Raw genomic sequence first — 23,073 nt, 5'->3', positions numbered from 1 at the left:
GGACATATGGTTCGCGAAAACGAGCTCCGCGAGGGCGAGGTCGCCATCGAGCTGCCATCGACCGAGGACGCCGGTCTCGTCTTCATCGGCCGCATCCGCACGCCCTGGACCTCGCGGCTGGAGACGCCGCGGCAGGGGCGTCAGGACGGTCCGATCTGCCGCCTCGAGATCTTCGAGCCGTTCGTGCCGGCCATCAAGGGCGTCGATTTCTACAGCAATCTCGAGGTGCTCTACTGGCTCGACCGATCGCGCCGCGACATCGTCCTGCAGAGCCCGAAGAACAACGAGAAGACCCGCGGCACGTTTTCGCTGCGCTCGCCGGTGCGGCCCAATCCGATCGGGACCTCGATCGTCAAGCTGGTCGGGATCGAGGGCAATGCCATTCTGGTGCGCGGCCTCGACTGCATCGACAACACGCCGCTGATCGACATCAAGCCCGATCGCTGCGAGTTCACGCCGCTGGCCGAGCCGCAGAAGGGCGATTTCGAGACGGAGTGACTTTCTCCGTCATTCCGGGGCGTGCCGTAGGCACGACCCCGGAATCCATCGGACGGCAGAGACGGTGGTGAAATGGATTCTCAGGTGCGCAATTGCGCACCATAGCTCGACGCTTCGCGTCGCCCCGGAATGACGATCAGCTCTTCAACGCCGCGATCAGCTTGGTCGCGTGCTCTTCCAGCACCTTGGCGTCTTCCTTGCGGCTCGCCGGCGGCAGCATGGCGACGCCGTCGTGGCGCGGCATCACGTGCATGTGCAGATGGAACACGACCTGACCGCCGGCGGGCTCGTTGAACTGCTGCACGGTGATGCCGTCGGCGTTGAACGCCTTCATCGCGGCCGTTGCGATCTTGTGCGCGCCGCGCGCGACATGGGCGTAGTCGTCGGGCTTGATGTCGAGGATGTTGCGGGCAGGGGCCTTCGGGATCACCAGCGTGTGGCCGGGCACGCGCGGCATGATGTCGAGGAAGGCGACGACGTGCTCGTCCTCGTACACCTTGTTGCAGGGCAGCTCGCCGCGCAGGATCTTTGCAAAGATGTTGTTGGTGTCGTAGGCGGTCATGGTGGCGGCTCCCAAGAAATTTGCGCTTAGAATTTTGCGCTTACTGTCACCAGCCGCGGCGGGCCGTCAAGGCGCCTCGTCGGCGCCTTTTCGGAACGGGCCGAGTTCGGCCAGCTCGCGGCCGGCGTCGGCGACATAGGCGCGCTCGCGCTTGAGGTAATCGTCGATGGCGCGGCGCAGGCCGGGATCGGCGATGAAGTGGGCTGAATGCGTCGTGCGCGGCAGGTAGCCGCGCGCAATCTTGTGCTCGCCCTGCGCACCAGCCTCGACATGGGTGAGGCCATGCTTGATCGCGAAATCGATCGCCTGATAGTAGCAGACCTCGAAATGCAGGAAGGGATGATGCTCGACCGCGCCCCAGTTGCGGCCGAACAGCGTGTCCGAGCCGATGAAGTTGATCGCGCCCGCGATCCAGCGGCCGTTGCGGCGCGCCATCACCAGCAGCACGTCCTGGCTCATGGTCTCGCCGATCAGAGAGAAGAACTCGCGTGTGAGATACGGCCGGCCCCATTTGCGCGAACCGGTCTCCATGTAGAATGCGAAGAAGGCGTCCCAGGCATCCTCGGTGATGTCTTTGCCGGTGAGCCAGTGGATCGTGATGCCGGCCGCGAGCGCATCGCGCCGCTCGCGCTTGATCGACTTGCGGTGGCGCGAGTTCAGCGTTGCCAGGAAGTCGTCGAAACTCGCAAAACCCTGGTTGTGCCAGTGGAACTGCTGGTCGGTGCGCTGGAGGAAGCCGTGCTCGGCGAGCAGCTTCCATTCGTCCTCGCGCGCGAAGGTGACGTGCACGGACGAGGCCTTGCTGACGCCGCAGAGCGCCACCAGCCCGCTCGCCAGCGCCTCCCTGATCTGCTCGCGGTCGACGCCGTCGCGGACCAGCAGCCGCGGTCCCGTTGCGGGGGTGAAGGGAACGGAGACCTGAAGCTTCGGATAGTAGCGTCCGCCGGCGCGCTCATAGGCATCCGCCCAGCCCCGGTCGAAGACGTATTCGCCCTGGCTGTGCGATTTCAAATAGCAGGGCACGACGCCGGCGACGCGGCCGTCGAGCTTGGCCACCAGGTGCCGTGGGCCCCAGCCGGTGCGGATCGTCGCCGAACCTGATTTCTCGACCGCGCAGAGAAAGGCGTGCGAGACGAACGGGTTATAGGCGGGTCTTGAGAGGCCGAGGGAATCGCCTGGAAAGGCGGATGAGGTTCCCGCGCCATGCCCGTTGCAAGCCTTTTCGTTAATCGCCTTGCTGGGGCTGGCGCAGGCGTCCCAATCCGCGGGCGAGACTTCGCCAATGGACGGTACAGCCTCGAGCGTAATGTCGGATGATGCCATTGGGCCCAAGATCGTGCATTGCAGCAGCGACTTCAAGGGGGCGGGGGAACATGATGCCGCCTGCGATTGCGCGCAACTCCATCCGCGAGTCGTCCTGGCGAAAGCCAGGACCCATTACCCCAGGGAGGAGTTGTGGCGTCGAGCTGTCAACCACCTGTCTTCGCCAAACCGACGCTGGTGGTAATGGGTCCTGGCTTGCGCCAGGACGACGCCGGAGGCTACGGCACAAACCCCTCAAAGATCATCTGATCGGCATACTGCCCGACCCGTGTCCGCTGCTCCGGCGTGCGCACGGTCCAGCCGAGCAGGGCGCAGCCGAACAATTTGCGGGCGAGCCAGGGGGCGGGGGCAGGGAGGTGGTCGACCTTGAAGGCGACGAAATGCGGCTGGGTCTGGAAGCCGTGGCGCAGGTACAGCATGCTGTCGCGCTGCTCCTGCGTCAGGTAAGCCCAATACTCGTCCTCATAGCTCCGTTGCGCGACGATGCCGCGCGGGCGGGAGGGCAAGAGCTCGCGCAGCGCCAACACCTGGTCGGGATCGAAGGACATGCCGACCGCAGGGCCCTGATAGGACGCCAGCACCTCGGCCATGCGCCTCACCAGCTTGCGGTCGCCGCCAAAACGGCTCTTCACCTCGATCACGAGGGGCACGCGGCCGGCGACCATGGCGCAGAGGTCGGAGAGCGACATCATCCGCTCGTCGGTGTCCTTGAATTTGACGGCCTTCAGCTCGGCCGCGGTCTTCCCGATCACGTCGCCGCTGGCCTCGGTGAGGCGGCCGAGCGCATGGTCGTGATGCACCATGGCCTCGCCGTCGGACGAGAGCTGGATATCGACCTCGATCGAGAAATTGCCGGCGATCGCAGCCTGCACCGCGCTTGGCATGTTCTCGACGATGCCGCGCGAAATGTCGTGCAGGCCGCGATGGGCGACCGGCCGGGCTGTCAGCCAATCAGGAGCGCGCATGCGCGTCAGGCGACCTCGAACACGCCTTCGACCTCGACCGCCGCGTCCGCGGGCAGCGAGGCGACGCCGACGGTGGTGCGGGCGTGGCGGCCCTTGTCACCGAAGGCGGCAACCATCAGGTCGGAGGCGCCGTTGAGCACCTTCGGCCCGTCCAGGAAATCCGGGGCCGAGTTGATGAAGCCGCCGAGGCGCACCACGCGCACGACCTTGTCGAGGTCGCCGAGGGCCGCCTTGACCTGGGCCAGCAGGTTGACCGCGCAGCCGCGCGCGGCCGCCGCGCCGTCCTCGATCGAGACGCCGGCGCCGAGCTTGCCCTTGGCGATCAGCTTGCCGGCGGGGTCGAAGCAGACCTGGCCGGAAACAAACAGCAGGCTGCCGGTCCGCACGAACGGGACGTAATTGGCGACGGGGGTGGGGGCCTCGTGCAGTTTGATGCCCTGTTCCGCCAGTTTCTGCTCGACCGTGCCCGCCATGTCCGACCTCGTTGTCCAAAAATCATTCAGCCCCGGCACGTCCGCAGGCGGCCGGGCGCGCCCTGTTTCGCCCATCGTGCCGCCACATGCAAGCAACCGGAGGGGGCTGCATTTTGTTGAGGCAGGGCAGCAGGTTCAAAGCGGGGGCCCCAACTTTACGTGAAACGGCCTCAGTTGCGACGCAATGGAACGGTCATTAAAATGTCGAATCTGCGCTTTCCTCAGGGAACAGACATGGTGCACCTTTTCCGGACTTCGCTCGGTGTGATGGCGCTTGTGGCGGCCGCTTTCGGTCCCGGAGGCGGGGCGCTCGCCGCCAACGGTCCGTTCCTCGCGCACCAGGCGCTCTATGATCTGCGCCTCGTCAAATCGCGGTCCAATTCGGTCAACAGCGCGCGGGGCCGCATCCTCTACAATTTCACCGGCAGCGCCTGCGAGGGCTACACCTCCGAATTCCGCCAGGTCTCCGAGCTCGACAGCGGCGAGGGCAAGGTCACGCTCAGTGACCTCCGCTCCAATTCCTGGGAGGACGCCGCGGGAAAAAGCTACCGCTTCAAGATCGAGACGCGGATGAACGAAGCCGATGCCGGCCGGGTCGACGGCTCGGCCGAACGCGACGGCGACCACATCAACGTCAAGCTGAAGCTGCCGGCGCCGAAGAGCTTTACGCTCGACGGCAAGATCGTATTTCCGACCGAGCAAATCCAGCGCATCATCGCCGCCGCCAAGGACGGCAAGTCGCTGCTCGAGCTTTCCGTCTATGACGGCTCCGACGATGGCCAGAAGGTCTACAACACGCTGACCGTGATCGGCCAGCCGGTCGCCGCCGACCGCGCCACCTCGTCCGATCCGTCGACGTCCGACGAGCACATGAAGTCGCTGAAGCGCTGGCCGGTCACCGTCAGCTATTTCGATCGCGAGGCCCAACAGAAAGAGGGCGAGCAGACCCCGGTCTACGCGATGGCGTTCGAGCTCTACGAGAACGGCGTCTCGCGCCAGCTCGTGCTCGACTACAACGATTTCGTCATCTCCGGCGCGATGGGCAAGTTCGACGTCAAGGACAGCAAGCCCTGTAATTGAGGGCTTCTCCGTCATTGCGAGCCACCGGGTCCGCGCGAAGCGCGGCCCGATGACAGGCTCAGCGAAGCAATCCAGAATCCCTCCGCGGAAGCAGTCTGGATTGCTTCGTCGCAAGAGCTCCTCGCAATGACGGGGCATCAGTGTTGCGCGTTGCATCTAGCTCTCGTCACACTCTCCAGCTACGCTGCCTCCCAACCACAAACTCCGGGAGCCAGCCCATGCCCAAGCTCGACCATCTCCGTCCCAGCGGCCTGCATCACAATCCCGCCTATTCCCACGTCGTCACGGCCACCGGCGCGCGGACGATCTACATTTCCGGGCAGGTCTCGACCGACGAAGAGGGGCGGATCGTCGGCGAGGGCGATATCGCCGCGCAGACGACGCAGGTGATGCAGAATCTCGGGCTGGCGCTGAAGGCAGCCGGCGCGAGTTATGCGAACATCGTCAAGATCACGACCTTCGTCGTGAACTACAAGCCGGAGCTGCGCCCCATCATCGGCAAAGCGCGCTCGGCCTTCTTCGAGGGCATGGAGCCGCCGGCCTCGACGCTGGTCGGCGTCTCCGCGCTCGCTGCGCCGGAATGGCTGATCGAGATCGAGGCGGTGGCGGTTGCGGATTGAGGTGTGGACGGAATGACGTCTCAAAATGCCATTCGGATAGCGGCTGCATTGATGAGCCGGAGCGATGGGCGTGTCTTGCTGGTCAGGAAGCGGGCCACCGAAAGCTTCATGCAACCCGGCGGAAAGATCGAGGCCGGCGAGCATCCGCAAGTCGCGCTGAGGCGCGAACTGTCGGAGGAACTCGGCATCGATATCAATCCGGATGAGATGAGCTACGTTGGACGCTACACGGCGCCTGCCGCGAATGAGCCGGGCCGGGAGGTCGATGCGGAGATTTTCCGCATCGTCATTGCGCACCCGGTCGCTCCGGGAGCCGAGATCGAGGAGATCCTCTGGCTCGATCCGTCCTCGCCAGGAGCCGTCAAGCTCGCCCCTCTGACCCGCGACAAGCTGCTTCCGCTGTGTTCGTGAATGCCGTAGCCCGGATTGCGCTCCGCTTCGTCCGGGCTACAAGTGCCTCGCGCCAGACATCTCCTTTAGAACGGCCATCGCCTCGTCGGCCTGGTCGACAGGCACGAAGAGATGGTCGTGGTGAAACGCCGAAACCGCGTTCACGCTGATGCCGGCTTCGGCCAGACGCGCCGTGATGGCCGCCAGAAAGCCCACCGCATCGAGCGCGGAGTGGACCGTCAAGGTGATCAAGCGCGAGGCAAACGCGTAGCGTAAGCCTGACGCCTCGGCCTCCTCGTGCAGCATCACCAGCGTTGTTCCTTCGCGTTCGCGGAACGTCAGGATCGGGCTGATGGTGGCTGGAATGCTCGCGCTCGGCGCAAGCGTGCAAAACACGAAGATGCCGTCTACCATCTCCGGCTTCATGTTCCTCAGCAGCACGTCGAGATCGCGTTCGCCTGTCACGGGGCCAACCCAGCGGCTGTCGAAGGCACAACCAACATACCTTTGTATATTCCTTCCAATCCTTCTCATACGCCGATCTTACGCTGGTACAATTGAGCGACGGCGGGAGATTCTTACAATTTGAGTCCACTCGGGTCACTGCGAGGAAGCTCAAATGAACGTCGTCATTCGAAAGCTCAACGGCCTGTGGCACCTCATCGTCGGGTCCTGTCAGATCCGAACTCCGTTCCTGGAAACTCAGGATCGGCAGTTGGTCGTTCAGTATGCCAGGCGCGCCTATCCGGGTGCACGGATCTTCGAACGCGATTGAGTAGGGCGGGACCCGATCACTCCTGCGCCTTCTCCGGCCCGTCATAGGCAATGCCGCGGATCACCGCGGCGCTGCCGAACTTCTTGCGCAGGCTGTCAACGGCACGTTCGGCATGCGCAGCGCGGCGGTCGAGCATGTCGGTGTCGTCGCTCGCCGATCCCTCGCGCAGCGCGCTGACGCCGGCGCCCATCAGGCGGAAGGCGGTGCCGTCGATTTCTTTCGCCAGAATCTCGCGGCAGATCGAGAAGATCTTTGCGGCAAGCTGCGTCGGCGCGGCGATCGATTGCGAGCGGGTGCGCTGGCGGAAGTCGGCGGTCTTCAGCTTCAGCGTCACGGTCGAGCCGGCGAGCTCGCTGCTCTTCAGCCGTGACGACGTCTTCTCGCAGAGCCGCCACAGGATCTTCTCCAGTGTCGCGAAATCGCGGATGTCGGTCTCGAAGGTGGTCTCGCTGGAAATGGTCTTGGCGCCGCGGTCGGGCTCGACGCGGCGGTCGTCGATGCCGCGGGCGAGCCGCCACAGCCTGCGGCCGTCGCTCGGAAACTGCCGCATCATCTCGATCTCGTCGGCCTTCTGCAGGTCGGCGATGATGCGGAAGCCGCGCTGCACGAGGCGCTCCTGGGTCGCCGGTCCCACGCCGAAGATGAAGCCGACCGGCTTTTCCGCCAGCATCGCGCGCGCTTCCTCCTGATCGAGTGTCGCAAAGCCGCGCGGCTTGTCGAGGTCGGAGGCGATCTTGGCCAAAAACTTGTTGCAGGACAGGCCGACCGAGACGGTGATGCCGATGTCGCGCTCGACGTCGCGGGCAAAGCGCGCCAGCACCTTGGCGGGGATCATGCCATGCACCCGTTCGGTGCCGGAGAGATCGAGGAAGGCCTCGTCGATCGAGAGCGGCTCGACCAGCGGTGTCAGCGCCTGCATGGCCTGGCGGACCTCGCGGCCGACGCGGACGTATTTCGCCATGTCGGGGCGGATCACGGTGGCATGCGGGCAGGCCTCGAGCGCCTTGAACATCGGCATCGCCGAGCGCACGCCGTAGGTGCGCGCGATGTAGCAGGCGGCCGACACCACGCCGCGTCTTCCGCCACCGATGATGACGGGCTTGTCGGCGATGTCAGGATTGTCGCGCTTCTCGACCGTCGCATAGAAGGCGTCGCAGTCGATGTGGGCGATGGTCAGGCTCGCCAGCGCCCGGTGGCGGACGAGGCGGGGGGAACCGCAGGCCGAGCAACGGCGGACGCTCGTGTCCAGATCGGCCAGACAATCCCGGCAGAAGCAGCGGGGCCCGGCCGGGACGGGGGCGCTCACGGCACGTCGCGCTCCCAATTGGGGTCGCCGAGCGCATCACCGAGGACCTGCCGCGCTGCGGCAACGTTGGTCGGATGCAGCTCCGAGGCCTTGGCAAAGGCCTTCACGGTGGCGTCATCGCGCAGCACGAAATCGAGCACGTTGAGGAGGAAATTCGGGTCCGCGGCGGCGTTCCGCAGGGTCTCCGGGCCGACACCTGTCTCGGCCAGGAACAGGCCCAGCCGCTCGGGCTCGCCCGCGACGAAGGACAATGCCTGAATCGCAACGATTTCAGCGACTTCGCGAGGGTTGTGAACAGGCTTTTTCACGGGGCCGGTTTGCCTTTCCGTTAACTTTCGGTGTCTACTTTGCATCATGCCCGAGTCTCCGCCTTGAGTCTTGCGATCCCGGGGCAAGCAACTGGAAACCACATCGCAGAAAGTGGCCCCTCGGGTTTAACGAAACTAGAGCGAATCTGAGGCTAGTTTGAATCCAGTTTTCGAAGCGCCGGCGAGCGGCGCCTGAGGCGTCACATGTATCCGGCTTCGTGCCAATCAGGAGGGCGGGATGGCTAAGACCGTCCTGATCGTGGAAGACAACGAGCTCAACATGAAGCTCTTCCGCGACCTGTTGGAAGCACATGGCTACCAGACTTCGGGCACCAGCAACGGTTACGAGGCGCTCGATCTGGTGCGCAAGATGCGGCCCGACCTCGTGCTGATGGATATCCAGTTGCCGCAGGTCTCGGGGCTCGAGGTGACGCGCTGGATCAAGGACGATCCGGAGCTGCGCACCATTCCCGTCGTCGCGGTCACGGCGTTCGCGATGAAGGGCGACGAAGAACGCATCCGCGAGGGCGGCTGCGAGGCCTATTTGTCCAAGCCGATCTCGGTCGGCAAATTCATAGAGACGGTCCGGCGTTTCATCGGATAGGAAGTGAGTGCAAAGTGTCCGCGCGTATCCTCGTCGTCGATGACGTTCCTGCCAACGTCAAGCTGCTAGAGGCCCGTCTGTCCGCCGAATATTTCGACGTGATGACCGCCTCGAACGGCACCGAGGCGCTTGCGATCAGTAGGCGGGCCGAATGCGACATCATCCTGCTCGACGTGATGATGCCTGATATGGACGGCTTTGAAGTCTGCCGCCGCCTGAAGTCAGATCCGGCCACGCACCACATTCCCGTCGTGATGGTCACCGCGCTCGACAGCCCCGCCGACCGCAACCGCGGGCTCGAGGCCGGAGCCGACGATTTCCTCACCAAGCCCGTCTCCGACGTCGTGCTGATCGCGCGCGTGCGCTCGCTGACGCGGCTGAAGATGATGACCGATGAGCTGCGCATGCGCGCCATCACCTCGCTCGAGATCGGCATGCAGGCGCCCGAGCGCAGCGCGGTGGCCGACACCGGCAAGGGCGGCCGCATCCTCCTGGTCGACGACCGCGAGTCCTCCTATGAGCGGCTGGCGACGATCCTCGCGGCCGAGCACACCGTGGACGTCGAGCCGAACCCGACGGAGGCGCTGTTCCACGCCGCCGAGGGCAATTACGACCTCCTGATCGTCTCGCTCGACCTCAACAATTTCGACGGCCTCCGCCTGTGCAGCCAGGCGCGCTCGCTGGAGCGCACGCGCCATGTGCCGATCCTGGCGATCGCCGAGCCCGACAACTCGACGCGGCTGCTGCGGGGCCTCGAGATCGGCGTCAACGACTATCTGCTGCGTCCGATCGACAAGACCGAGCTCCTGGCGCGCGCCCGCACCCAGATCCGCCGCCGCCGCTACACCGATCATCTGCGCGACAACGTGCAGAACTCGATCGAGATGGCGATCACCGACGCGCTCACCGGCCTGCACAATCGCCGCTACATGGAGAGCCATCTGGCAACGCTCGCCGAGCAGGCCGCGACCCGCGGCAAGCCGCTGGCGCTGATGATCCTCGACATCGACTACTTCAAGTCGATCAACGACAATTACGGCCACGACGCCGGCGACGACGTGCTGCGCGAATTCGCGGTGCGGGTGCGCAAGTCGATCCGCGGCATTGATCTCGCCTGCCGCTACGGCGGCGAGGAGTTCGTCATCGTGATGCCGGAGACCGATCTGCACGTTGCCGGCATGGTCGCCGAGCGCCTGCGCCGCTCGATCGCGGGCGAGCCGTTCGCGATCCACAAAGGCACCAGGCGCATCGAGGTCACGATCTCGATCGGGCTCACCACGCTGGAGCAGAAGGGCGAGGCGGTCGCCGACGTCCTCAAGCGCGCCGACACCGCGCTCTACCGGGCCAAGCACGACGGCCGCAACCGCGTGGTGTCGCAGGCGGCGTGAGGCTGCCGCGATATAAAAGTCGCGAAACAACCCCATGCACAGTAGCCGGCGTTAGTCGGATCAATGGGTTATGCGGGTGGCAGAAAGGCTTGCGCTGGCGATAGCGCCGTTTGACTCGTCGGGCAAAACAGGAGCATGTTGGTAAGATCGGATAGTGGGACAAATATCAGGCTCACACACTCGGTGTCGTCCCGGCGGAGGCCGGGACCCATAACCCCAGGAAGGGGTTGTGGTGCGAGCTGGTAACTCCGAGTCCTCGCCAAACATCTGTCTGTGGTTATGGGTCCCGGCCTTCGCCGGGACGACAGTGATTATTTTGGTGCGCGCCTGCGCTTCACTGGCTCCCCCACATCCACCCCCGCATTCCGCAACAACACCGTGGCCGCTTCCTTCGCGGCGCGGGCCATCGCGGGATCGTCGCGCACGAGGTCCTGTGCGATCGAGCCGTCGACCAGCAGCACGAGCTGCGTTGCCAGCGCGTCCGCATCGGCAACGCCGAGCTCGGTCAGGCGGTCGCGAAACCAGAGGCGGCGGCTTTCCTTGAAGGCGATGGCGATCTTCTTCACGGCGCGGTCGGAAGGCCCGAGCTCGGCGACTGCATTCACGAACGGGCAGCCGCGGAAATCCTTCGCCGCAAAGCGCCGCTCCAGCGAATCGAAGGTGGCGAGAATCTGCTCGGCCGGTGGCTTGTCGGAAGGGCGGGCGTGCACGAACCGGCGCTCGAGATAGGCCGCAATCAGCGCGTCCTTGGACGGGAAGTGATTGTAGAGCGTGCGCTTGCTGATACCGATCTCGGCCGCGATTGTGTCGACGCCGATGGCGCGAATGCCTTGCAGATAGAACAGCTTGTCGGCGGTCTGAAGGATCCGCTCTTTCATCGTCTGTGGGGCGGGCGGGGGAGCCATGCAGAGCTAAGCGTCCTGTTCGCTTGACAGCTGAGACCAACTATAGCCTAAGTACACAGGTCTGTGTAATCAAAATCATCGGCAAAAACAGACGTCGGCACGCGTGCCGCGCCCAAAAGGGAGAAGAAAAATGCCCCTGTTGCAGGTCCTGCGTCCGACATTGCCGATCCTGATCGGCGCCTCGATCATGCTGACGCTGAGCATGGGGCTGCGGCAGAGCCTCGGCATCTTCATGCAGCCGCTGACGCACGACATCCACATTTCGATCTCGGATTTCACGCTGGCGCTGGCCGTGCAGAACCTCGCCTGGGGCTTTCTGCAGCCGCCCGCCGGCGCACTCACCGTGCGCTACGGCTTCCGCCCGATCATGATCGCGGGCGCGCTGATGTACATTGCCGGGCTCGCGCTGATGGCGACCGCGAACGGGCTCGTCAGCATCATGATCGGCGGCGGCATCCTGATCGGGACGTCGCTGGCCTGCACCGCAGCCGCGATCGCGATGTCGGTGGCGGCGCGCGCGGTGCCTGCGACGGTGCGCTCGACCGTGCTCGGCATCGTCTCCGGTGCAGGCTCGCTCGGCGCGCTGCTGTCGGCGCCGATCGGGCAGATGCTCAACGAAGGCTTTGGCTGGCGCATCGGCCTTGCCGGCTTCGTCATCATGTCGGTGCTGATGATCCCCGCCGCCTGGTATGCCGGCCGCGTCGACAGGATCCCGCTGCCGAAGCCGGCCGCCGATGACATCGGCGATGCCTCGGCGGCAGCCGCGGCAAGGACGGCGTTCGGCAACGCGCCGTTCGTGGTGATGACGTGCGCCTATCTCGTCTGCGGCATGCAGCTCGTGTTCCTGACCACGCACCTGCCGTCCTACCTTGCGATCTGCGGCCTCGATCCAATGCTGAGCGCGCAGACGCTCGGCATGATCGGCGGCTTCAACGTGCTGGGCTCGCTGTTCTTCGGCTGGGCCGGCCAGCGCTGGAACAAGCTGGCGCTGCTGGGCGGCATCTACATCCTGCGCTCGCTGGCGCTCGCCTGGTACTTCATGCTGCCGGCCACGTCGTTCTCGACGCTGCTGTTCGGCGCGATCATGGGCTTCCTCTGGATGGGCGTCGGCCCGCTGGTCGCAGGCGTGGTCGCCGAGATGTTCGGCCTGCGCTGGCAGGCGATGATCCAGGGTCTCGCTTTCATGAGCCACCAGATCGGCAGCTTCCTCGGCGCCTATGGAGGAGGGGTGCTCTACGACGCGCTCGGCTCCTACACCATGGCCTGGCGCATCGGCGTCGCGCTCGGCCTTGCCGGCGGCATCGTGCAGGTGGCGTTCGCGCTGATCCGGCCGTCGCAGCCGCCGGTGTTGCGGACGGCGTAGGTGGGCGTGTGGTCGCTTCGTCTGCTTGGAGGCTGACAGCGGACGCCGCGCTGTCTGGTCGTGATGGTTGCTTGTCCCGAAGCCGACATTGGTCGGAGGGCGCCCAAAATTGAAAAAAGGCCGCTGGCAATATGTCCAGCGGCCTCCGCGCTCAACGTGGTTTGCCGCCGGGTGGCGCCCGGACTAGAGATCGATGCTAACAGCGATGTTACGGCCCTGTAGTTCGGCAATCTTCAACCCGTCAGCCATCACCTGCGCGAACTCCGGGTCCTTTGCCACGGCCTCCTGCACTTTGCCGTAGACCTCCCAATTGGCGTAGCGCGTCGTAACCAGCAACTCTCCTGCCCAATGGCCGGTGTGGAAACGGGACAGCCGAAGAAATTCGGCGCCGTGTTTTTCGAAGATTTTCTTCGCCCGCCCGACAACCTTGGTCATTTCCTCGGGCTTGTCGGTTTTGAAGCGAGTGAATTGAACGATCGGCATGGGACTACCTCCTTAGCGATGTAAAATGTCCAAGAGGCATGTATCGAGTGACCTTTGGGAGCGAACCCCAATGCAATCTCGATGAAGGTTTGTCTTCATCGATTGATTTTGGTTCAGGGTTCGCAAGAGACAGTAACGCTGCCGTATCTCGGCTCACATCGTTACTGGCTAAAACCGGTGGGCCGATATCAAGACCTGAGCTGTTCGGGCGTGTAAACGCGTGCCCGATCGAGGAAGAATTGCACTTCCTCGAAAAGCTGCATCCGGTTCTTCTCCAGCATAACGATATGTGTTCCCTCACCGATCTCAACGAGTCGCTTGTTCGGGCCACTCGGCAGCTTGTGGAAGAGCGCTTGCGCACCCTGGCTGGGAGTCGCCTGATCCCACTCGGCGACGACGAGTAGCGTAGGATTCTTGATTTTCTCCGGGTTGTAATATGGCTTGCCCCCGTCCCAGTAAATTCGGATGTCTTGGAACACGCCAGCTGGACTGCATAGCACCGGCGGCTCTTGCTTTGACCCGACCGGATCGCTGGCCAATGCGGCCGCCGACCATGCTTCGAACCACTTCGCCGGCATCAAATCGTTCTTGCGATCGTCGGGTGCGCCGGCCTGCAGGCGTTCCCGGGCGGTCGCCATTGTTGCCGCAACATAAGCTCCTAATGGCGGGCTCGCAGTTTGCGGCGGCGGTGAGGCCCTCAGCCACTGCGGCGCATAGAGCACCAGCCGGTCGACCTTGTCACTATGGTCGGCCGTGTAGGCGCCCATAATCACGGTCCCCCACGACCAGCCCATAAGACTGAGCTTCGATACGTCTCGCCGCTGGAGAATGAAGGTGATTGCGGAACCGACATCCTTCACAGCCACATCGGTCGTGACGATAGGAGGATTGCTGGCGGCTGGCTGATCCATTTCCGGCGGACGCGTGGATCGGCCGTAGCCTCGTACATCAATCAAATACACATCCCAACCATGCTGGGCGATGTAGTCCATCCAGGACAGTCCTTCGATCGGAAGATCAAAAGTCGCCTCCGCCGGCTGCGTCGCACCGTGAACGAACAGCAACGTTTTCTCCGAGATAAACTGCTTCAAATCCTCCGTCCGTTTGTTTCTGACGTACAGCTTTATTCCAGGATCGGCGGCGTCGATCATGAACTCCTCGGTCACGAGTTTTTGCGCTGGATCAACCGCAATGAGCATAATCTTCCTCCCTGCTTTGTGGACCGGTTGCCGGTCCCGTGTCAGCCGGAGGTCGCGCCAGGCAAACCCGGCGAACCGCACTCTACTCTTTCAGGTTGACATCAGCGAGGAAGATCGCTGCCCCGCGGCGTTGTGTCCGGTCTTTCGGAGTTCATTGCAACGAACGTCAGACATCGGTCCCTAGGAATGGTGCGTTTGTCGTACCGAATATCAGGGAATCACTGGATGTGGACCGGATGCCTCGTGGGTCGACAGAGCAGTGCGACGCGACGTAGTCGATCTCACCGCGCGTCGTCCCGATATCCATTAGCTCCCTGTCACTTAAGTCGAGCAACGCGGCTCGTAATCTCTGACGTTTGCGCCGTTCCAGAAACGCCCCCCAATATCTCTTGAAGAAGCTGGAGGCACACCATGTTGATCCTGTCTGCCCCAATCCCGTTGCACCATGGGTCGTGCTCATCGCGGCATCTCCTGGTTACTTTCTACCCAGACGAGAGTGCCGAGGCGGGACAGAGGACGCTTGACATTCGGCTTACATTTTCCTCACCGGCGGCTTATTCTTTGCGGTGCAATCGATGCTAGAGCCTCGAACTGAGGGAATGGCAATTGCGCTATATGTTCGAGAACTACGCAATCGATACTGATCGGCGCGAGCTGCATCGCGGAGCAGACGTCGTCTCCGTCGCGCCACAGGTATTCGATTTACTTGATTACCTGATCCGGAACAGGGAGCGTGTGGTCAGCAAAGACGATCTCATTAGAGCCGTCTGGAACGGGCGTAGCGTGTCCGATGCGGCGCTGACGACGCGCCTGAACGTCGCCCGGAGCGCAATCGGCGATTCCGGGGATAAGCAGCGTCTCATCAAGACATTGCCGCGCAAGGGCTTTCGTTTCGTTGGACAAGTGCAGGAAGCGCAAGGACCTGCAGGCGCGACGGTCACCGACAATCTGGAAGAAGAGCCGAAACCCGCTCTCCCACTCCCGGATAAACCCTCGGTCGCGGTTCTTCCCTTCACCAATCTGAGCTCCGATCCAGAGCAGGAATATTTCGCCGACGGGATGGTGGAGGACATCATCGCCGCGCTGTCTCGTTTCAAGGCGCTGTTCGTCATCGCCCGCAATTCGAGTTTCACATACAGGGGACGCGCCGTCGACGTGAAGCAGGTCGGGCGCGAGCTCGGGGTGCGCTACGTGTTGGAAGGGAGCGTTCGCAAAACGACAAACCGAGTGCGCATCACGGGACAGCTCCTCGATGCTGCCACTGGGATACACCTTTGGGCCGACCGGTTTGATGGCGGTCTTGGCGACATCTTCGATCTGCAGGACCAGGTTACCGAGAGCGTTGTCGGGGCGATCGCGCCAGCGGTGGAAAAAGCCGAGATCGAGCGGGCCAAGCGCAAGCCGACCGAGAGTCTCGACGCCTATGCACTCTACTTGCGCGGGTTGGCCCAGACTTATCAGTTTGCGAGCCGGCAAGCGTTCGACGAGGCATTGCGCCTGTTCAACGGTGCGATCCAGCTCGACCAGGCTTTTGCGTCAGCCTACGCCCGTGCCGCTTCTTGCTACGCCAACGCCAAGACTGCTGGCTGGATTTCAGGCACAGCAAACGAGATCGCCGAAGTAACGAGGCTGGCTCAGCGGGCCGTTGAGTCGGGCAGGGATGATGCGCTCGCACTTTCCCGCGGCGGGTGGGCGTTAGCGTTTGTTGTTCGCGATCTTGCGCTGGGCGCTGCCTTGGTCGACCGCGCGCTTGTGCTCAATTCCAATTTGGCCGAGGCATGGTTTTGTGGCGGCTGGATCAAAAATTACCTCGGAGAGCCAAAACTGGCAATCGAGCGCTTCGCGCGTGCCATGCGTCTAAACCCGCTTGATCCGCGCGTGATGGGTACCCGAACCGGGACCGCGCATGCACATTTCTTCCTGCGCCAATATGACGAAGCGGCATCGTGGGCAACGATGGCCTTGCAGGACAGTCCGGACTTTCAACCTGCACTACGCATCTCCGCCGCAAGCAACGCAATGGCCGAACGGCGGGAGCAAGCACATATGGCAATGGTTCGGCTACGGCAGGTGAATCCCGGTCTACGTATTTCCAATCTCAAAAACGTGCTGGGCCCTTATCAGCATGCGGAGGATCTCGGGCTATACGGAGCAGGATTGCGGCAGGCAGGGCTGCCAGAATGACAATCGCAGCCAAGGTGTCTCGCCCGTGGCGATGTTCGTTCTTGGCCCTTTTTGAGACATGCTCGCTGGCCCCGACGGGGGACGCACCGGCTCCTACACCATGGCCTGGCGCATAGGCGTCGCGCTCGGCCTTGCCGGCGGCATCGTGCAGGTGGCGTTCGCGCTGATCCGGCCGTCGCAGTCGCCGGCCCCGGTGTTGAAGGCGGCGTAGGCGGAGCGTCGTGCGGTCCGCTCAGGCATCGCGGGCCGCTCGCGCCGCGCTGGAGGACATGCCGCGCGTTGCCGGATGATCGCACGGTTGCCGAGCAGCTGAAGCGGCCTGATGAGCGATCGACGCTGCAGCCCACGCGTTGAACAGGCGCCTCAGACGCGCCGCCAGCAGCAGAACCTTCTTCCTCAAGGTCGGCGTCGTCGCGGACGGGAGGGATGCGAGCGCCTGCAGGGAGCCGCGCTGTGCCATGACGGCAAACCATCCGGCACGATAGCGGTGCAGACGATCAGACGCGCGGATCATGGCATCTTCTCCGGTTGAACGATGGTTGGCCGGTCTTTAAACTCGACCGATCCCTCACGCTTGGCGGATTTCTTCAGGACACGTTGGTTTTTTCCTGAGTTGGAGATTGTTTCGACGACAGCGGCGATACGCGGCCAGCCTCGGCAAGGAAATGATAATGGTAGCTAAATACCGTTTTTCGGATTTCGAGGTCGATCTAAGCCAGCAGGAGCTTCGACGTGAGGGGACGCCTGTCCATATTGAACCTCAGGTCTTCGATCTCATCGTTCATCTGGTGCGCAACCACGAGCGGGTTGTGAGCAAGGACGAACTGATCGACATCGTGTGGAACGGCCGCATCATCTCCGAGGCGGCTTTTTCCAGCCGCATCAACGGCGCCCGGCGCGTGCTCGGCGACAACGGAACGGATCAGCTCTTCATCAGGACGCTGCATCGGCGTGGCTTCCGGTTCGTGGCTCAGGTCCAGGCGATCGGCGGCTCCGACGCCGATGCGATCCGGCTGGCGCCGGACCACCGCGCGACAATCGACGTTCCGAAACAGGCATCGCTCTCTCCCGACGTGTCCCATCTCGACGACGTCGTTTCGGAAGCGGTCAAGGCAGAGGCAAATTCACGTACGTTCATCGCCGTGCTGCCGTTCACGAACATGTCGAGTGATCCGGAGAACGAATATTTCAGCTATGGATTGACGGAAGACATCATCCGGCTTCTCGCCCGCAACCGCTGGCTTTCCGTGATCTCGCGCCACTCGACGATCGGGTTCCAGGGGCGGGTCGTCGACGCACGCGACGTCGGCGCACAGCTCGGTGTGAGCTATGTCATGTCCGGCAGCGTTCGCAAGAGCCGCGATGTGGTGAGGATTACGGCAGAGCTGACCCGGGCCGCGGACGGGATGCAGCTTTGGTCCGACAAATACGAACTTCAACTCGAGAATATCTTCGATATCCAGGAAGAGATGGCCAAGCAGATCGCCGCCACCATCGAACCCGAATTGTCGAAAGTGGAGCAGCAGCTCGCCGCACGAAAGGCGCCCGAAAGCCTCGACGCGTGGGACTGTTACCAGCGCGGGCTGTGGAATCTCTGGCGATTTACCACGCCTGGATTCGACTCGGCCGAGGACTATTTCCAGCGTGCGATCGCGGCAGATCCCGGCTTTGCGCGCGGACATGGTGCGCTTGCCTACGTCAATATCCAGCGCGCGCTCTATGATGATCCGAAGACGCGGCCTGCGCGACTGGAAACGGCGTTGCGCCAGTCGCGTCTCGCAGTGACGCTCGATGAGCTCGATTGCTTTTGTCATTGCGCCCTTGGACGGGCGCTATGCCTGATGCGTCAGAACGACGAGGCGCTGGCGGCCATCGACACGTCGCTGGAGCTCAATCCAAGTTTCGCGCAGGGATATTTTGCACAAGGGTTCAATCTGCTGTGGTGCGGGCGGGAGCTCGAAGCCGAGGCGCTGCTTGATCGCGCGACGATGCTCAGTCCCCGCGACAGCCATCTCTGGAGCTTTCACCACGTTCGTTCCTGGACGCATTTCTCGCTCGAAGAATACGACATTGCGGTGGAGTTTGCGCGCAGGGCGACGCGGCAACCGAACGCCACGTATCGCGCTTATGCGACACTGGCGGCGTCCCTTGGCCGCCTGGATGAAAGGGTGCAGGCACGCGTGGCAACCGCTGAGCTGCTGCAACGCAAGCCGGATTACAGGATAGAGACGGCGCGGCAGGAGCTCTTTTTTTGCAACGATCAAGGCTTCGTCGATCGTTTCGCTGAAGGACTGGCTGTTGCCGGCATCAGGTAAGTAGACGGCGGACGCCTGGCAGAGCACTGGCGCAAGGTGCGCCGTAGGCGGGGCGTGTGGTCGCTTCGTCTGCTTGGGAGCTTATAGCGGAGCCGCGCTACCTGGTCGCGATGGTTGCTTGTGACCCAACTCGGAAATCTGCGGCGCTGTGCGATATCGCCTTTTGAGCCACTGCAGCCGTCCACCATCTACTTGCGGGGAAGAAAAACATTGGAGGGTTCAACCTCGATCAGAAACGCGTCATTGGCGAGACTCGGCACCCCGATCCAGGTTGCACAAGGCGGGTTCTCGCCGAATATCGCCCTCAGGGCGCCACTGATCGCGTCGCTTTCATGCATATGGCCCTGCTTGATATAGAGTCGAAGTGAACCGACATCATTGAGCGTTGCACCGACCGATGCCAACGCGACAGCTAGGTTTTCGAGGCTCTTTTCAAGTTGACGCCCGATGTCACCGGCGCCAACGATTTTCCGCTCGACGTCCCAAGCGACCTGACCGGAAACATTTACAACGTCACCGAACGGGGTCCGGATGACTGCAACCTGAGCAAAGCCATACGGCCTACTATCAAACAGTCCTGCAGCAACATGGATGGATCGATTCATTGCAGCTCCTTTTGGGCGCGGATCGACGACGCGACACAATAGAGCATACGAACACGATACGACACTTCAGCTATGGCCCCCATTACGTTCTACTTGGCCCCACGTCGGCTTTCAGGTGGGAAGCTGACCACGCGCGGATGGGTCGGCGAAGTCGCCTGTTGACCCGGAACGGACACGCTGAGCGTTTAAAGATGAGTCTGCCGGCAAGCTTCGAGCTTATTTTGCCGACCTGCTCAGGGTTGTTCGAAAGAAGTCCACGATGCTCGCATCGAGTTGCTTGTGGAAAGCAGGCCGATCGAACCCAGCTGCATCTGCACAAATCTCGGAAGCCTGTGCAGACAGCTCTGCCGTACAAGGCGCAAAGAAGGCAAAGTGGCCCGCATTCGGAACTATTCTATAATCCTGTTGTGATCCCAACTTTTGGTGGACGGCCGAAACATCTTGAAGAACGACGCCGTCGCCGCCGAACTCCGAAGCCCATAGCTGCACGGGCACATTGATGGAAGCTAAGCTCCTCGATGAAAAAAATGGAGCTGGCGGATCGGCGAGGGCAGCCGCCTTAATCCGTGGATCGTGCGCAAGCGGCTCGGCTGGAACGTCGTTGCTGAGAACACGCCGACAGAGCTGGTACAACGGGTGTTCTTGGCAAAAGGTCGTACCGATCACCCAATCAGCGTCACCTCCTAACAGAGCTAGCCCAGTATAACCACCGCGCGAGAAACCAAAGAAGCCAATACGGTTCGAGTCGATGGTGGCCGCAAATGCCGAGGTGTGGATCAGAAAGTCGATAACGCGTCTGACCTCTTTCGGCCGCTCGATCCAGACCGATAGATCATTAGTTTGACTTAAATCCTCGGCGGTGTCGCCAGGATGATTGAGGGCAGCGACTATGAAACCGTTTTCGGCGAGGGCCTCCGCAGTGTCGTGATGTGCCAGAAATGACCCGGCCCGACCATGCGAAATGACGATAAGGGGCAGTTCGTGCGCATTGAGAGGACAATTTGCCACGGCGGGCAGCGAAAATGGTCCCAGGACAATCTGCTTGGGCGTGTCCGCGCAGGGATACCAGACTAGCACTTGAATGGCTGGCCCTTCCGTTCCAGCGGGAACGTCAGAGCGGCGGAGTCCAGCGCCGAGAGCGGCATTTACGACAGACGCAAGAATCACAGCGAGCAAGCATGTACGGACGAGCATCATCTTCTCCGAGATCAACTCGCGATGAATTCTACTTAAACGTTTTGTTCTCGGCAAGTTCTCGCTTCTAGCGAGAGGCTTCGTCAGCTTGTGACGCTCGGCCAAATTCGTAGGGAGCGCGGCATGTTTGGTTCCTTGGCAAAGCGGACCATGCCTAATAGGCTGCCAAGGTCTGCTCTTGGCCCTTAGCTGACTTCCGCTCTTGGCCTCGCACTGTCCGCTTTCGAGAGCTGAGCGGAATAGCATCGTGGAGCTGCCCAGGGCAGCCTTTTACCCATTCCGGAAGTCGACTCGAAGAGAGCCTAAGCTCGTAGCTCGTAGGATGGGTAGAGCGAAAGCGAAACCCATCAATCCGTCCATCGATGACGAAACATGATGGGTTTCGCAAGGGCTCAACCCATCCTACACAGGCTACGACTTGCTGCTTGGAGGCTTACAGGGACGCCGCACTGCCTGGTCGTGATGGGTCGCTTGTGACCAATCCGGAAGTCGACTCGAAGAGAGCCTAAGCAAAGAACGGGTGGGGCGCGTCTCCCGTTCCTTTCGCCTTCATGACGGCGATGCACTCATCGATCTGCTGGTCGGACATGTTTAGTCCGAATTCGCCGCATAGCACGTCCCTGAACTCTCTCTCGGTCATCAGCCAGCGTTTCTCCGCATGCCCGTCTGCGTCCCGGACGGTGACACGCGCGTTGTACATGGTGATCCGGCTCCTGTTCGGTCCCGGCTTTGCCACGATGATGTTGCCTTGGTACGGCGTGTCTGGATGTGTCGCCGTGTACCAGTTGGTGATCTCGTATTCGCCATCGTAGCGCGGGTAAGGAATGACCCGGTAAATGTGCTGCCAGCCATGCTTGAGCCGCGCCTGGAGCGTCAGCTCGCCGCCGACATCGATGAAGCGCATGACCTCGTGGGGGGTCTCTTGCTCGATCTGCGGCACGAGCATCAGCGCGCAGGTCGGCGCGAGGTTGCCGAACCCGACATCTGCAAGATAAGTGCCCTCCGGCAGGTCCACTTTCAGCAACATGTGGATGGCCGGGCGCGGCGCGTCAATCTCCAGCCCGCGCACGACCCGCCCTTGCAGGCTTGTGATCCTGTAGCCGAGCGACCGGAGTCCGGCTCGGAACAGCATGTTCTGTTCAAAGCAGTATCCGCCTCGCCCGCCGGCAATCATCTTCTGCTGCAGCGTAGGCACATCGAGCTTGGGCGGATGCCCGAGCATGATATCGAGCGTTTCGTATGGAATTGAATGCGAGTGTGCGAGAATAAGCCGATTCAAAGTCTCGAGCGTTGGCGCGAGCGACCCTTTATAGCCGATGCGCGCAAGCCAGGCCTTCTGGTCGAGTTGAGCGTCGGACATCGCACGCACTCCGGGGGTCTGGTGGGGCCCATATTGGCATTCCTCGGCCCGGCGTCCCAGAAGTAACCGTGCGACGGCCTGGCTCGATTGGAGTTCGGGAATGGCAGCTATTGGCCCATCGTCGACTTCGAGAGACGATTCGCCGCGCCCCGATGCTTGTTTGATCTCGATCAATAGGCCGCCTTTCCGCTGACCTAGGGAAGGGTTGCGTAGCCCCACTACGCGACCCACCAAAGCCGTCGGCTTCCCCAAGGGCTGGCGGCTTCCTTTTGCCCGGCTTCTCCAGGAGGGCCTTGGAAACGCTCCGGGTAATTGCTAGTTTTTCCCGAGTTTGCGTCCGATCAATCTCGCCTCGCCGTATTTGCCTAGCATGTGTTGAACCTTCAGGGAGGTCGAACAATGCTGGTGAGGATCAATGCCGCACCCCGCATGCAAATCGACGGGCAGCTCGCTGCTCTGGCCGGTGAGCGGATGATGTCTTGCTGCGAATTCAGGTATCGCAGGGGCTTCGAGATTTTTGGCGAGGGCGAAGAGCCCGAATACGTCTACCAGATCATCTCCGGCGCGGTGCGCACCTACAAGCTTCTCCCGGACGGTCGCCGTCAGATCAACGCGTTCCACCTGCCCGGCGACATGTTCGGATTCGAGAATGAGACAATTCACCGTTTTACGGCTGAAGCGATCGTCGAAACCAATGTCCACCTCATGCGGCGCAGCAGCATTCTAGAGGCGGTGCGAAATGGAGGCGCGGGTACCAAGGACCTCATCAAATTCGTCACCCAGAATCTTCAGCACGCCGAGAGCCACATGCTTCTCCTCGGCCGAAAGACATCGCTCGAGCGGGTGACGGCATTCCTTCTCGAAATGGATGAGCGGCTGCAGCATCCGGACGTGATGATCTTGCCGATGAATCGCCGCGACATCGCCGATTATCTCGGACTGACCCTGGAGACCGTGTCCCGGGCGCTTTCGATCCTGCGAGACGAAGGACTGCTGCGCTTTGACGGAAATACGCAGCGGCGGCTCGAGCTGGTCGACCGTGGCGCTCTCGCCAGGATCGACGCCTGACGGCCGCTTTCTCCGGCCTGGCAAGCTTCCCTCATGCCGGCGTTCAAGCGGCCGACGATGGCGCATTGCGCCAGCCTGACTGACCGCTAGTGAACAAGCGGGCCT

Annotated in this window: 27 protein-coding genes; 12 read left to right on the top strand and 15 right to left on the bottom strand. The window is 62.3% G+C overall.

Translation table 11 applies throughout. The annotated features are described in order from the left end of the window. The first annotated feature begins 6 nt into the window (after window positions 1-6). Complete coding sequence (gene tsaA, locus JQ592_RS08015; protein WP_211402304.1) at window positions 7-498, top strand: tRNA (N6-threonylcarbamoyladenosine(37)-N6)-methyltransferase TrmO; 492 nt, start codon at window positions 7-9, stop codon at window positions 496-498. A 136-nt stretch (window positions 499-634) separates the two neighbouring features. On the opposite strand, the gene JQ592_RS08010 is transcribed toward tsaA, so the two are convergent. The 4 genes from JQ592_RS08010 to JQ592_RS07995 form a co-directional block, all read right to left on the bottom strand. Continuing rightward, window positions 635-1,060 (bottom strand): HIT family protein, encoded by a 426-nt coding sequence (locus JQ592_RS08010; RefSeq protein WP_211402303.1) that lies wholly within the window; start codon window positions 1,058-1,060, stop codon window positions 635-637. 66 nt (window positions 1,061-1,126) lie between these two features. After that, window positions 1,127-2,383: a GNAT family N-acetyltransferase gene (locus tag JQ592_RS08005; RefSeq protein ID WP_211402302.1), complete on the bottom strand. Its 1,257-nt coding sequence runs from the start codon at window positions 2,381-2,383 to the stop codon at window positions 1,127-1,129. 218 nt (window positions 2,384-2,601) lie between these two features. Further along, window positions 2,602-3,348, bottom strand: coding sequence for a glycerophosphodiester phosphodiesterase (locus JQ592_RS08000; protein ID WP_211402301.1), 747 nt, complete (start codon window positions 3,346-3,348; stop codon window positions 2,602-2,604). A 5-nt stretch (window positions 3,349-3,353) separates the two neighbouring features. Further along, on the bottom strand, window positions 3,354-3,821 hold the full coding sequence (locus JQ592_RS07995; RefSeq protein ID WP_211402300.1) for a RidA family protein: 468 nt from the start codon (window positions 3,819-3,821) through the stop codon (window positions 3,354-3,356). A gap of 234 nt (window positions 3,822-4,055) precedes the next feature. Here JQ592_RS07995 and JQ592_RS07990 point away from each other — a divergent pair, with 234 nt between their 5' ends. From JQ592_RS07990 to JQ592_RS07980, 3 genes are all read left to right on the top strand, one after another. Continuing rightward, entirely contained in the window at window positions 4,056-4,901 is an 846-nt protein-coding gene (locus tag JQ592_RS07990; RefSeq protein ID WP_211402299.1) for a cell envelope integrity EipB family protein, read from the top strand. A gap of 218 nt (window positions 4,902-5,119) precedes the next feature. Beyond that, window positions 5,120-5,521, top strand: a complete 402-nt coding sequence (locus JQ592_RS07985) for a RidA family protein (RefSeq protein WP_028171561.1) — start codon at window positions 5,120-5,122, stop codon at window positions 5,519-5,521. Window positions 5,522-5,533: 12 nt separating this feature from the next. Beyond that, window positions 5,534-5,932 carry an NUDIX hydrolase gene (locus tag JQ592_RS07980; protein WP_211402542.1) on the top strand — a complete coding sequence of 133 codons (399 nt, stop codon included), beginning with the start codon at window positions 5,534-5,536 and terminating at the stop codon, window positions 5,930-5,932. Between the two features lie 36 nt (window positions 5,933-5,968). Here JQ592_RS07980 and JQ592_RS07975 read toward each other — a convergent pair whose 3' ends face one another. Further along, window positions 5,969-6,376: an ACT domain-containing protein gene (locus JQ592_RS07975; RefSeq protein WP_211402298.1), complete on the bottom strand. Its 408-nt coding sequence runs from the start codon at window positions 6,374-6,376 to the stop codon at window positions 5,969-5,971. 154 nt (window positions 6,377-6,530) lie between these two features. On the opposite strand from JQ592_RS07975, the gene JQ592_RS07970 reads away from it, so the two are divergent. Further along, on the top strand, window positions 6,531-6,686 hold the full coding sequence (locus JQ592_RS07970) for a hypothetical protein (RefSeq protein WP_008548553.1): 156 nt from the start codon (window positions 6,531-6,533) through the stop codon (window positions 6,684-6,686). 16 nt (window positions 6,687-6,702) lie between these two features. Here the strand turns inward: JQ592_RS07970 and JQ592_RS07965 are convergent, their stop codons facing one another. Next, window positions 6,703-7,992 (bottom strand): DNA polymerase IV, encoded by a 1,290-nt coding sequence (locus tag JQ592_RS07965; protein ID WP_211402297.1) that lies wholly within the window; start codon window positions 7,990-7,992, stop codon window positions 6,703-6,705. Next, entirely contained in the window at window positions 7,989-8,300 is a 312-nt protein-coding gene (locus tag JQ592_RS07960) for a DUF3572 domain-containing protein (RefSeq protein WP_183245191.1), read from the bottom strand. The genes JQ592_RS07965 and JQ592_RS07960 overlap by 4 nt, the downstream gene beginning before the upstream one ends. A 238-nt stretch (window positions 8,301-8,538) precedes the next feature. Between JQ592_RS07960 and JQ592_RS07955 the strand changes: the two genes are divergently transcribed. Next, on the top strand, window positions 8,539-8,904 hold the full coding sequence (locus tag JQ592_RS07955) for a response regulator (RefSeq protein WP_027553080.1): 366 nt from the start codon (window positions 8,539-8,541) through the stop codon (window positions 8,902-8,904). 14 nt (window positions 8,905-8,918) lie between these two features. Beyond that, entirely contained in the window at window positions 8,919-10,292 is a 1,374-nt protein-coding gene (locus JQ592_RS07950; protein ID WP_211402296.1) for a PleD family two-component system response regulator, read from the top strand. A 311-nt stretch (window positions 10,293-10,603) separates the two neighbouring features. Here JQ592_RS07950 and JQ592_RS07945 read toward each other — a convergent pair whose 3' ends face one another. Next, window positions 10,604-11,197 carry a TetR/AcrR family transcriptional regulator gene (locus tag JQ592_RS07945; RefSeq protein ID WP_211402295.1) on the bottom strand — a complete coding sequence of 198 codons (594 nt, stop codon included), beginning with the start codon at window positions 11,195-11,197 and terminating at the stop codon, window positions 10,604-10,606. Between the two features lie 130 nt (window positions 11,198-11,327). Between JQ592_RS07945 and JQ592_RS07940 the strand changes: the two genes are divergently transcribed. After that, window positions 11,328-12,560, top strand: a complete 1,233-nt coding sequence (locus tag JQ592_RS07940) for an MFS transporter (RefSeq protein ID WP_211402294.1) — start codon at window positions 11,328-11,330, stop codon at window positions 12,558-12,560. Between the two features lie 183 nt (window positions 12,561-12,743). Here the strand turns inward: JQ592_RS07940 and JQ592_RS07935 are convergent, their stop codons facing one another. The 3 genes from JQ592_RS07935 to JQ592_RS07925 form a co-directional block, all read right to left on the bottom strand. Further along, on the bottom strand, window positions 12,744-13,043 hold the full coding sequence (locus JQ592_RS07935; protein WP_018642713.1) for a hypothetical protein: 300 nt from the start codon (window positions 13,041-13,043) through the stop codon (window positions 12,744-12,746). Window positions 13,044-13,231: 188 nt separating this feature from the next. Then, a complete protein-coding gene (locus tag JQ592_RS07930; protein ID WP_211402293.1) occupies window positions 13,232-14,242 on the bottom strand; it encodes an alpha/beta hydrolase in 1,011 nt (336 codons plus the stop codon). Window positions 14,243-14,408: 166 nt separating this feature from the next. Then, the gene (locus tag JQ592_RS07925; protein WP_211402292.1) at window positions 14,409-14,702 is read right to left on the bottom strand and encodes a DUF1127 domain-containing protein; all 294 of its coding nucleotides are present in this window, start codon (window positions 14,700-14,702) and stop codon (window positions 14,409-14,411) included. A 146-nt stretch (window positions 14,703-14,848) separates the two neighbouring features. Between JQ592_RS07925 and JQ592_RS07920 the strand changes: the two genes are divergently transcribed. Both JQ592_RS07920 and JQ592_RS07915 read left to right on the top strand, forming a co-directional pair. Continuing rightward, window positions 14,849-16,426 carry a winged helix-turn-helix domain-containing tetratricopeptide repeat protein gene (locus JQ592_RS07920; RefSeq protein ID WP_211402291.1) on the top strand — a complete coding sequence of 526 codons (1,578 nt, stop codon included), beginning with the start codon at window positions 14,849-14,851 and terminating at the stop codon, window positions 16,424-16,426. 58 nt (window positions 16,427-16,484) lie between these two features. Continuing rightward, complete coding sequence (locus JQ592_RS07915; RefSeq protein WP_211402290.1) at window positions 16,485-16,637, top strand: hypothetical protein; 153 nt, start codon at window positions 16,485-16,487, stop codon at window positions 16,635-16,637. Window positions 16,638-16,658: 21 nt separating this feature from the next. On the opposite strand, the gene JQ592_RS07910 is transcribed toward JQ592_RS07915, so the two are convergent. After that, a complete protein-coding gene (locus JQ592_RS07910) occupies window positions 16,659-16,940 on the bottom strand; it encodes a hypothetical protein (RefSeq protein ID WP_211402289.1) in 282 nt (93 codons plus the stop codon). Between the two features lie 157 nt (window positions 16,941-17,097). Here JQ592_RS07910 and JQ592_RS07905 point away from each other — a divergent pair, with 157 nt between their 5' ends. Next, on the top strand, window positions 17,098-18,741 hold the full coding sequence (locus JQ592_RS07905) for a winged helix-turn-helix domain-containing tetratricopeptide repeat protein (protein WP_211402288.1): 1,644 nt from the start codon (window positions 17,098-17,100) through the stop codon (window positions 18,739-18,741). Window positions 18,742-18,929: 188 nt separating this feature from the next. Here the strand turns inward: JQ592_RS07905 and JQ592_RS07900 are convergent, their stop codons facing one another. The 3 genes from JQ592_RS07900 to JQ592_RS07890 all read right to left on the bottom strand — a co-directional run bounded on the left by JQ592_RS07900 (window position 18,930) and on the right by JQ592_RS07890 (window position 21,900). Then, a complete protein-coding gene (locus tag JQ592_RS07900; RefSeq protein WP_211402287.1) occupies window positions 18,930-19,346 on the bottom strand; it encodes a RidA family protein in 417 nt (138 codons plus the stop codon). Window positions 19,347-19,562: 216 nt separating this feature from the next. Beyond that, the gene (locus JQ592_RS07895; protein WP_246820222.1) at window positions 19,563-20,597 is read right to left on the bottom strand and encodes an alpha/beta hydrolase family protein; all 1,035 of its coding nucleotides are present in this window, start codon (window positions 20,595-20,597) and stop codon (window positions 19,563-19,565) included. Between the two features lie 448 nt (window positions 20,598-21,045). Next, window positions 21,046-21,900, bottom strand: coding sequence for an arylamine N-acetyltransferase family protein (locus JQ592_RS07890; protein ID WP_211402286.1), 855 nt, complete (start codon window positions 21,898-21,900; stop codon window positions 21,046-21,048). A 399-nt stretch (window positions 21,901-22,299) separates the two neighbouring features. Between JQ592_RS07890 and JQ592_RS07885 the strand changes: the two genes are divergently transcribed. Further along, the gene (locus JQ592_RS07885) at window positions 22,300-22,968 is read left to right on the top strand and encodes a helix-turn-helix domain-containing protein (RefSeq protein ID WP_211402285.1); all 669 of its coding nucleotides are present in this window, start codon (window positions 22,300-22,302) and stop codon (window positions 22,966-22,968) included. The last annotated feature ends 105 nt before the right edge of the window (window positions 22,969-23,073 follow it).

Source organism: Bradyrhizobium iriomotense (assembly GCF_018129405.1).
Lineage (GTDB): Bacteria > Pseudomonadota > Alphaproteobacteria > Rhizobiales > Xanthobacteraceae > Bradyrhizobium > Bradyrhizobium iriomotense_B.
Note: the sequence above shows the minus strand (reverse complement) of the source record. Positions and strands in the feature narration are given on the sequence as shown.

Bases quoted from the DNA above. Each gene is read 5' to 3' on its own strand.
- tsaA (WP_211402304.1), top strand. From the start codon at position 7: ATGGTTCGCGAAAACGAGCTCCGCGAGGGCGAGGTCGCCATCGAGCTG.
- JQ592_RS08010 (WP_211402303.1), bottom strand. From the start codon at position 1,060: ATGACCGCCTACGACACCAACAACATCTTTGCAAAGATCCTGCGCGGC.
- JQ592_RS08005 (WP_211402302.1), bottom strand. From the start codon at position 2,383: ATGGCATCATCCGACATTACGCTCGAGGCTGTACCGTCCATTGGCGAA.
- JQ592_RS08000 (WP_211402301.1), bottom strand. From the start codon at position 3,348: ATGCGCGCTCCTGATTGGCTGACAGCCCGGCCGGTCGCCCATCGCGGC.
- JQ592_RS07995 (WP_211402300.1), bottom strand. From the start codon at position 3,821: ATGGCGGGCACGGTCGAGCAGAAACTGGCGGAACAGGGCATCAAACTG.
- JQ592_RS07990 (WP_211402299.1), top strand. From the start codon at position 4,056: ATGGTGCACCTTTTCCGGACTTCGCTCGGTGTGATGGCGCTTGTGGCG.
- JQ592_RS07985 (WP_028171561.1), top strand. From the start codon at position 5,120: ATGCCCAAGCTCGACCATCTCCGTCCCAGCGGCCTGCATCACAATCCC.
- JQ592_RS07980 (WP_211402542.1), top strand. From the start codon at position 5,534: ATGACGTCTCAAAATGCCATTCGGATAGCGGCTGCATTGATGAGCCGG.
- JQ592_RS07970 (WP_008548553.1), top strand. From the start codon at position 6,531: ATGAACGTCGTCATTCGAAAGCTCAACGGCCTGTGGCACCTCATCGTC.
- JQ592_RS07955 (WP_027553080.1), top strand. From the start codon at position 8,539: ATGGCTAAGACCGTCCTGATCGTGGAAGACAACGAGCTCAACATGAAG.
- JQ592_RS07945 (WP_211402295.1), bottom strand. From the start codon at position 11,197: ATGGCTCCCCCGCCCGCCCCACAGACGATGAAAGAGCGGATCCTTCAG.
- JQ592_RS07940 (WP_211402294.1), top strand. From the start codon at position 11,328: ATGCCCCTGTTGCAGGTCCTGCGTCCGACATTGCCGATCCTGATCGGC.
- JQ592_RS07935 (WP_018642713.1), bottom strand. From the start codon at position 13,043: ATGCCGATCGTTCAATTCACTCGCTTCAAAACCGACAAGCCCGAGGAA.
- JQ592_RS07930 (WP_211402293.1), bottom strand. From the start codon at position 14,242: ATGCTCATTGCGGTTGATCCAGCGCAAAAACTCGTGACCGAGGAGTTC.
- JQ592_RS07925 (WP_211402292.1), bottom strand. From the start codon at position 14,702: ATGAGCACGACCCATGGTGCAACGGGATTGGGGCAGACAGGATCAACA.
- JQ592_RS07915 (WP_211402290.1), top strand. From the start codon at position 16,485: ATGCTCGCTGGCCCCGACGGGGGACGCACCGGCTCCTACACCATGGCC.
- JQ592_RS07910 (WP_211402289.1), bottom strand. From the start codon at position 16,940: ATGATCCGCGCGTCTGATCGTCTGCACCGCTATCGTGCCGGATGGTTT.
- JQ592_RS07905 (WP_211402288.1), top strand. From the start codon at position 17,098: ATGGTAGCTAAATACCGTTTTTCGGATTTCGAGGTCGATCTAAGCCAG.
- JQ592_RS07900 (WP_211402287.1), bottom strand. From the start codon at position 19,346: ATGAATCGATCCATCCATGTTGCTGCAGGACTGTTTGATAGTAGGCCG.
- JQ592_RS07890 (WP_211402286.1), bottom strand. From the start codon at position 21,900: ATGTCCGACGCTCAACTCGACCAGAAGGCCTGGCTTGCGCGCATCGGC.
- JQ592_RS07885 (WP_211402285.1), top strand. From the start codon at position 22,300: ATGCTGGTGAGGATCAATGCCGCACCCCGCATGCAAATCGACGGGCAG.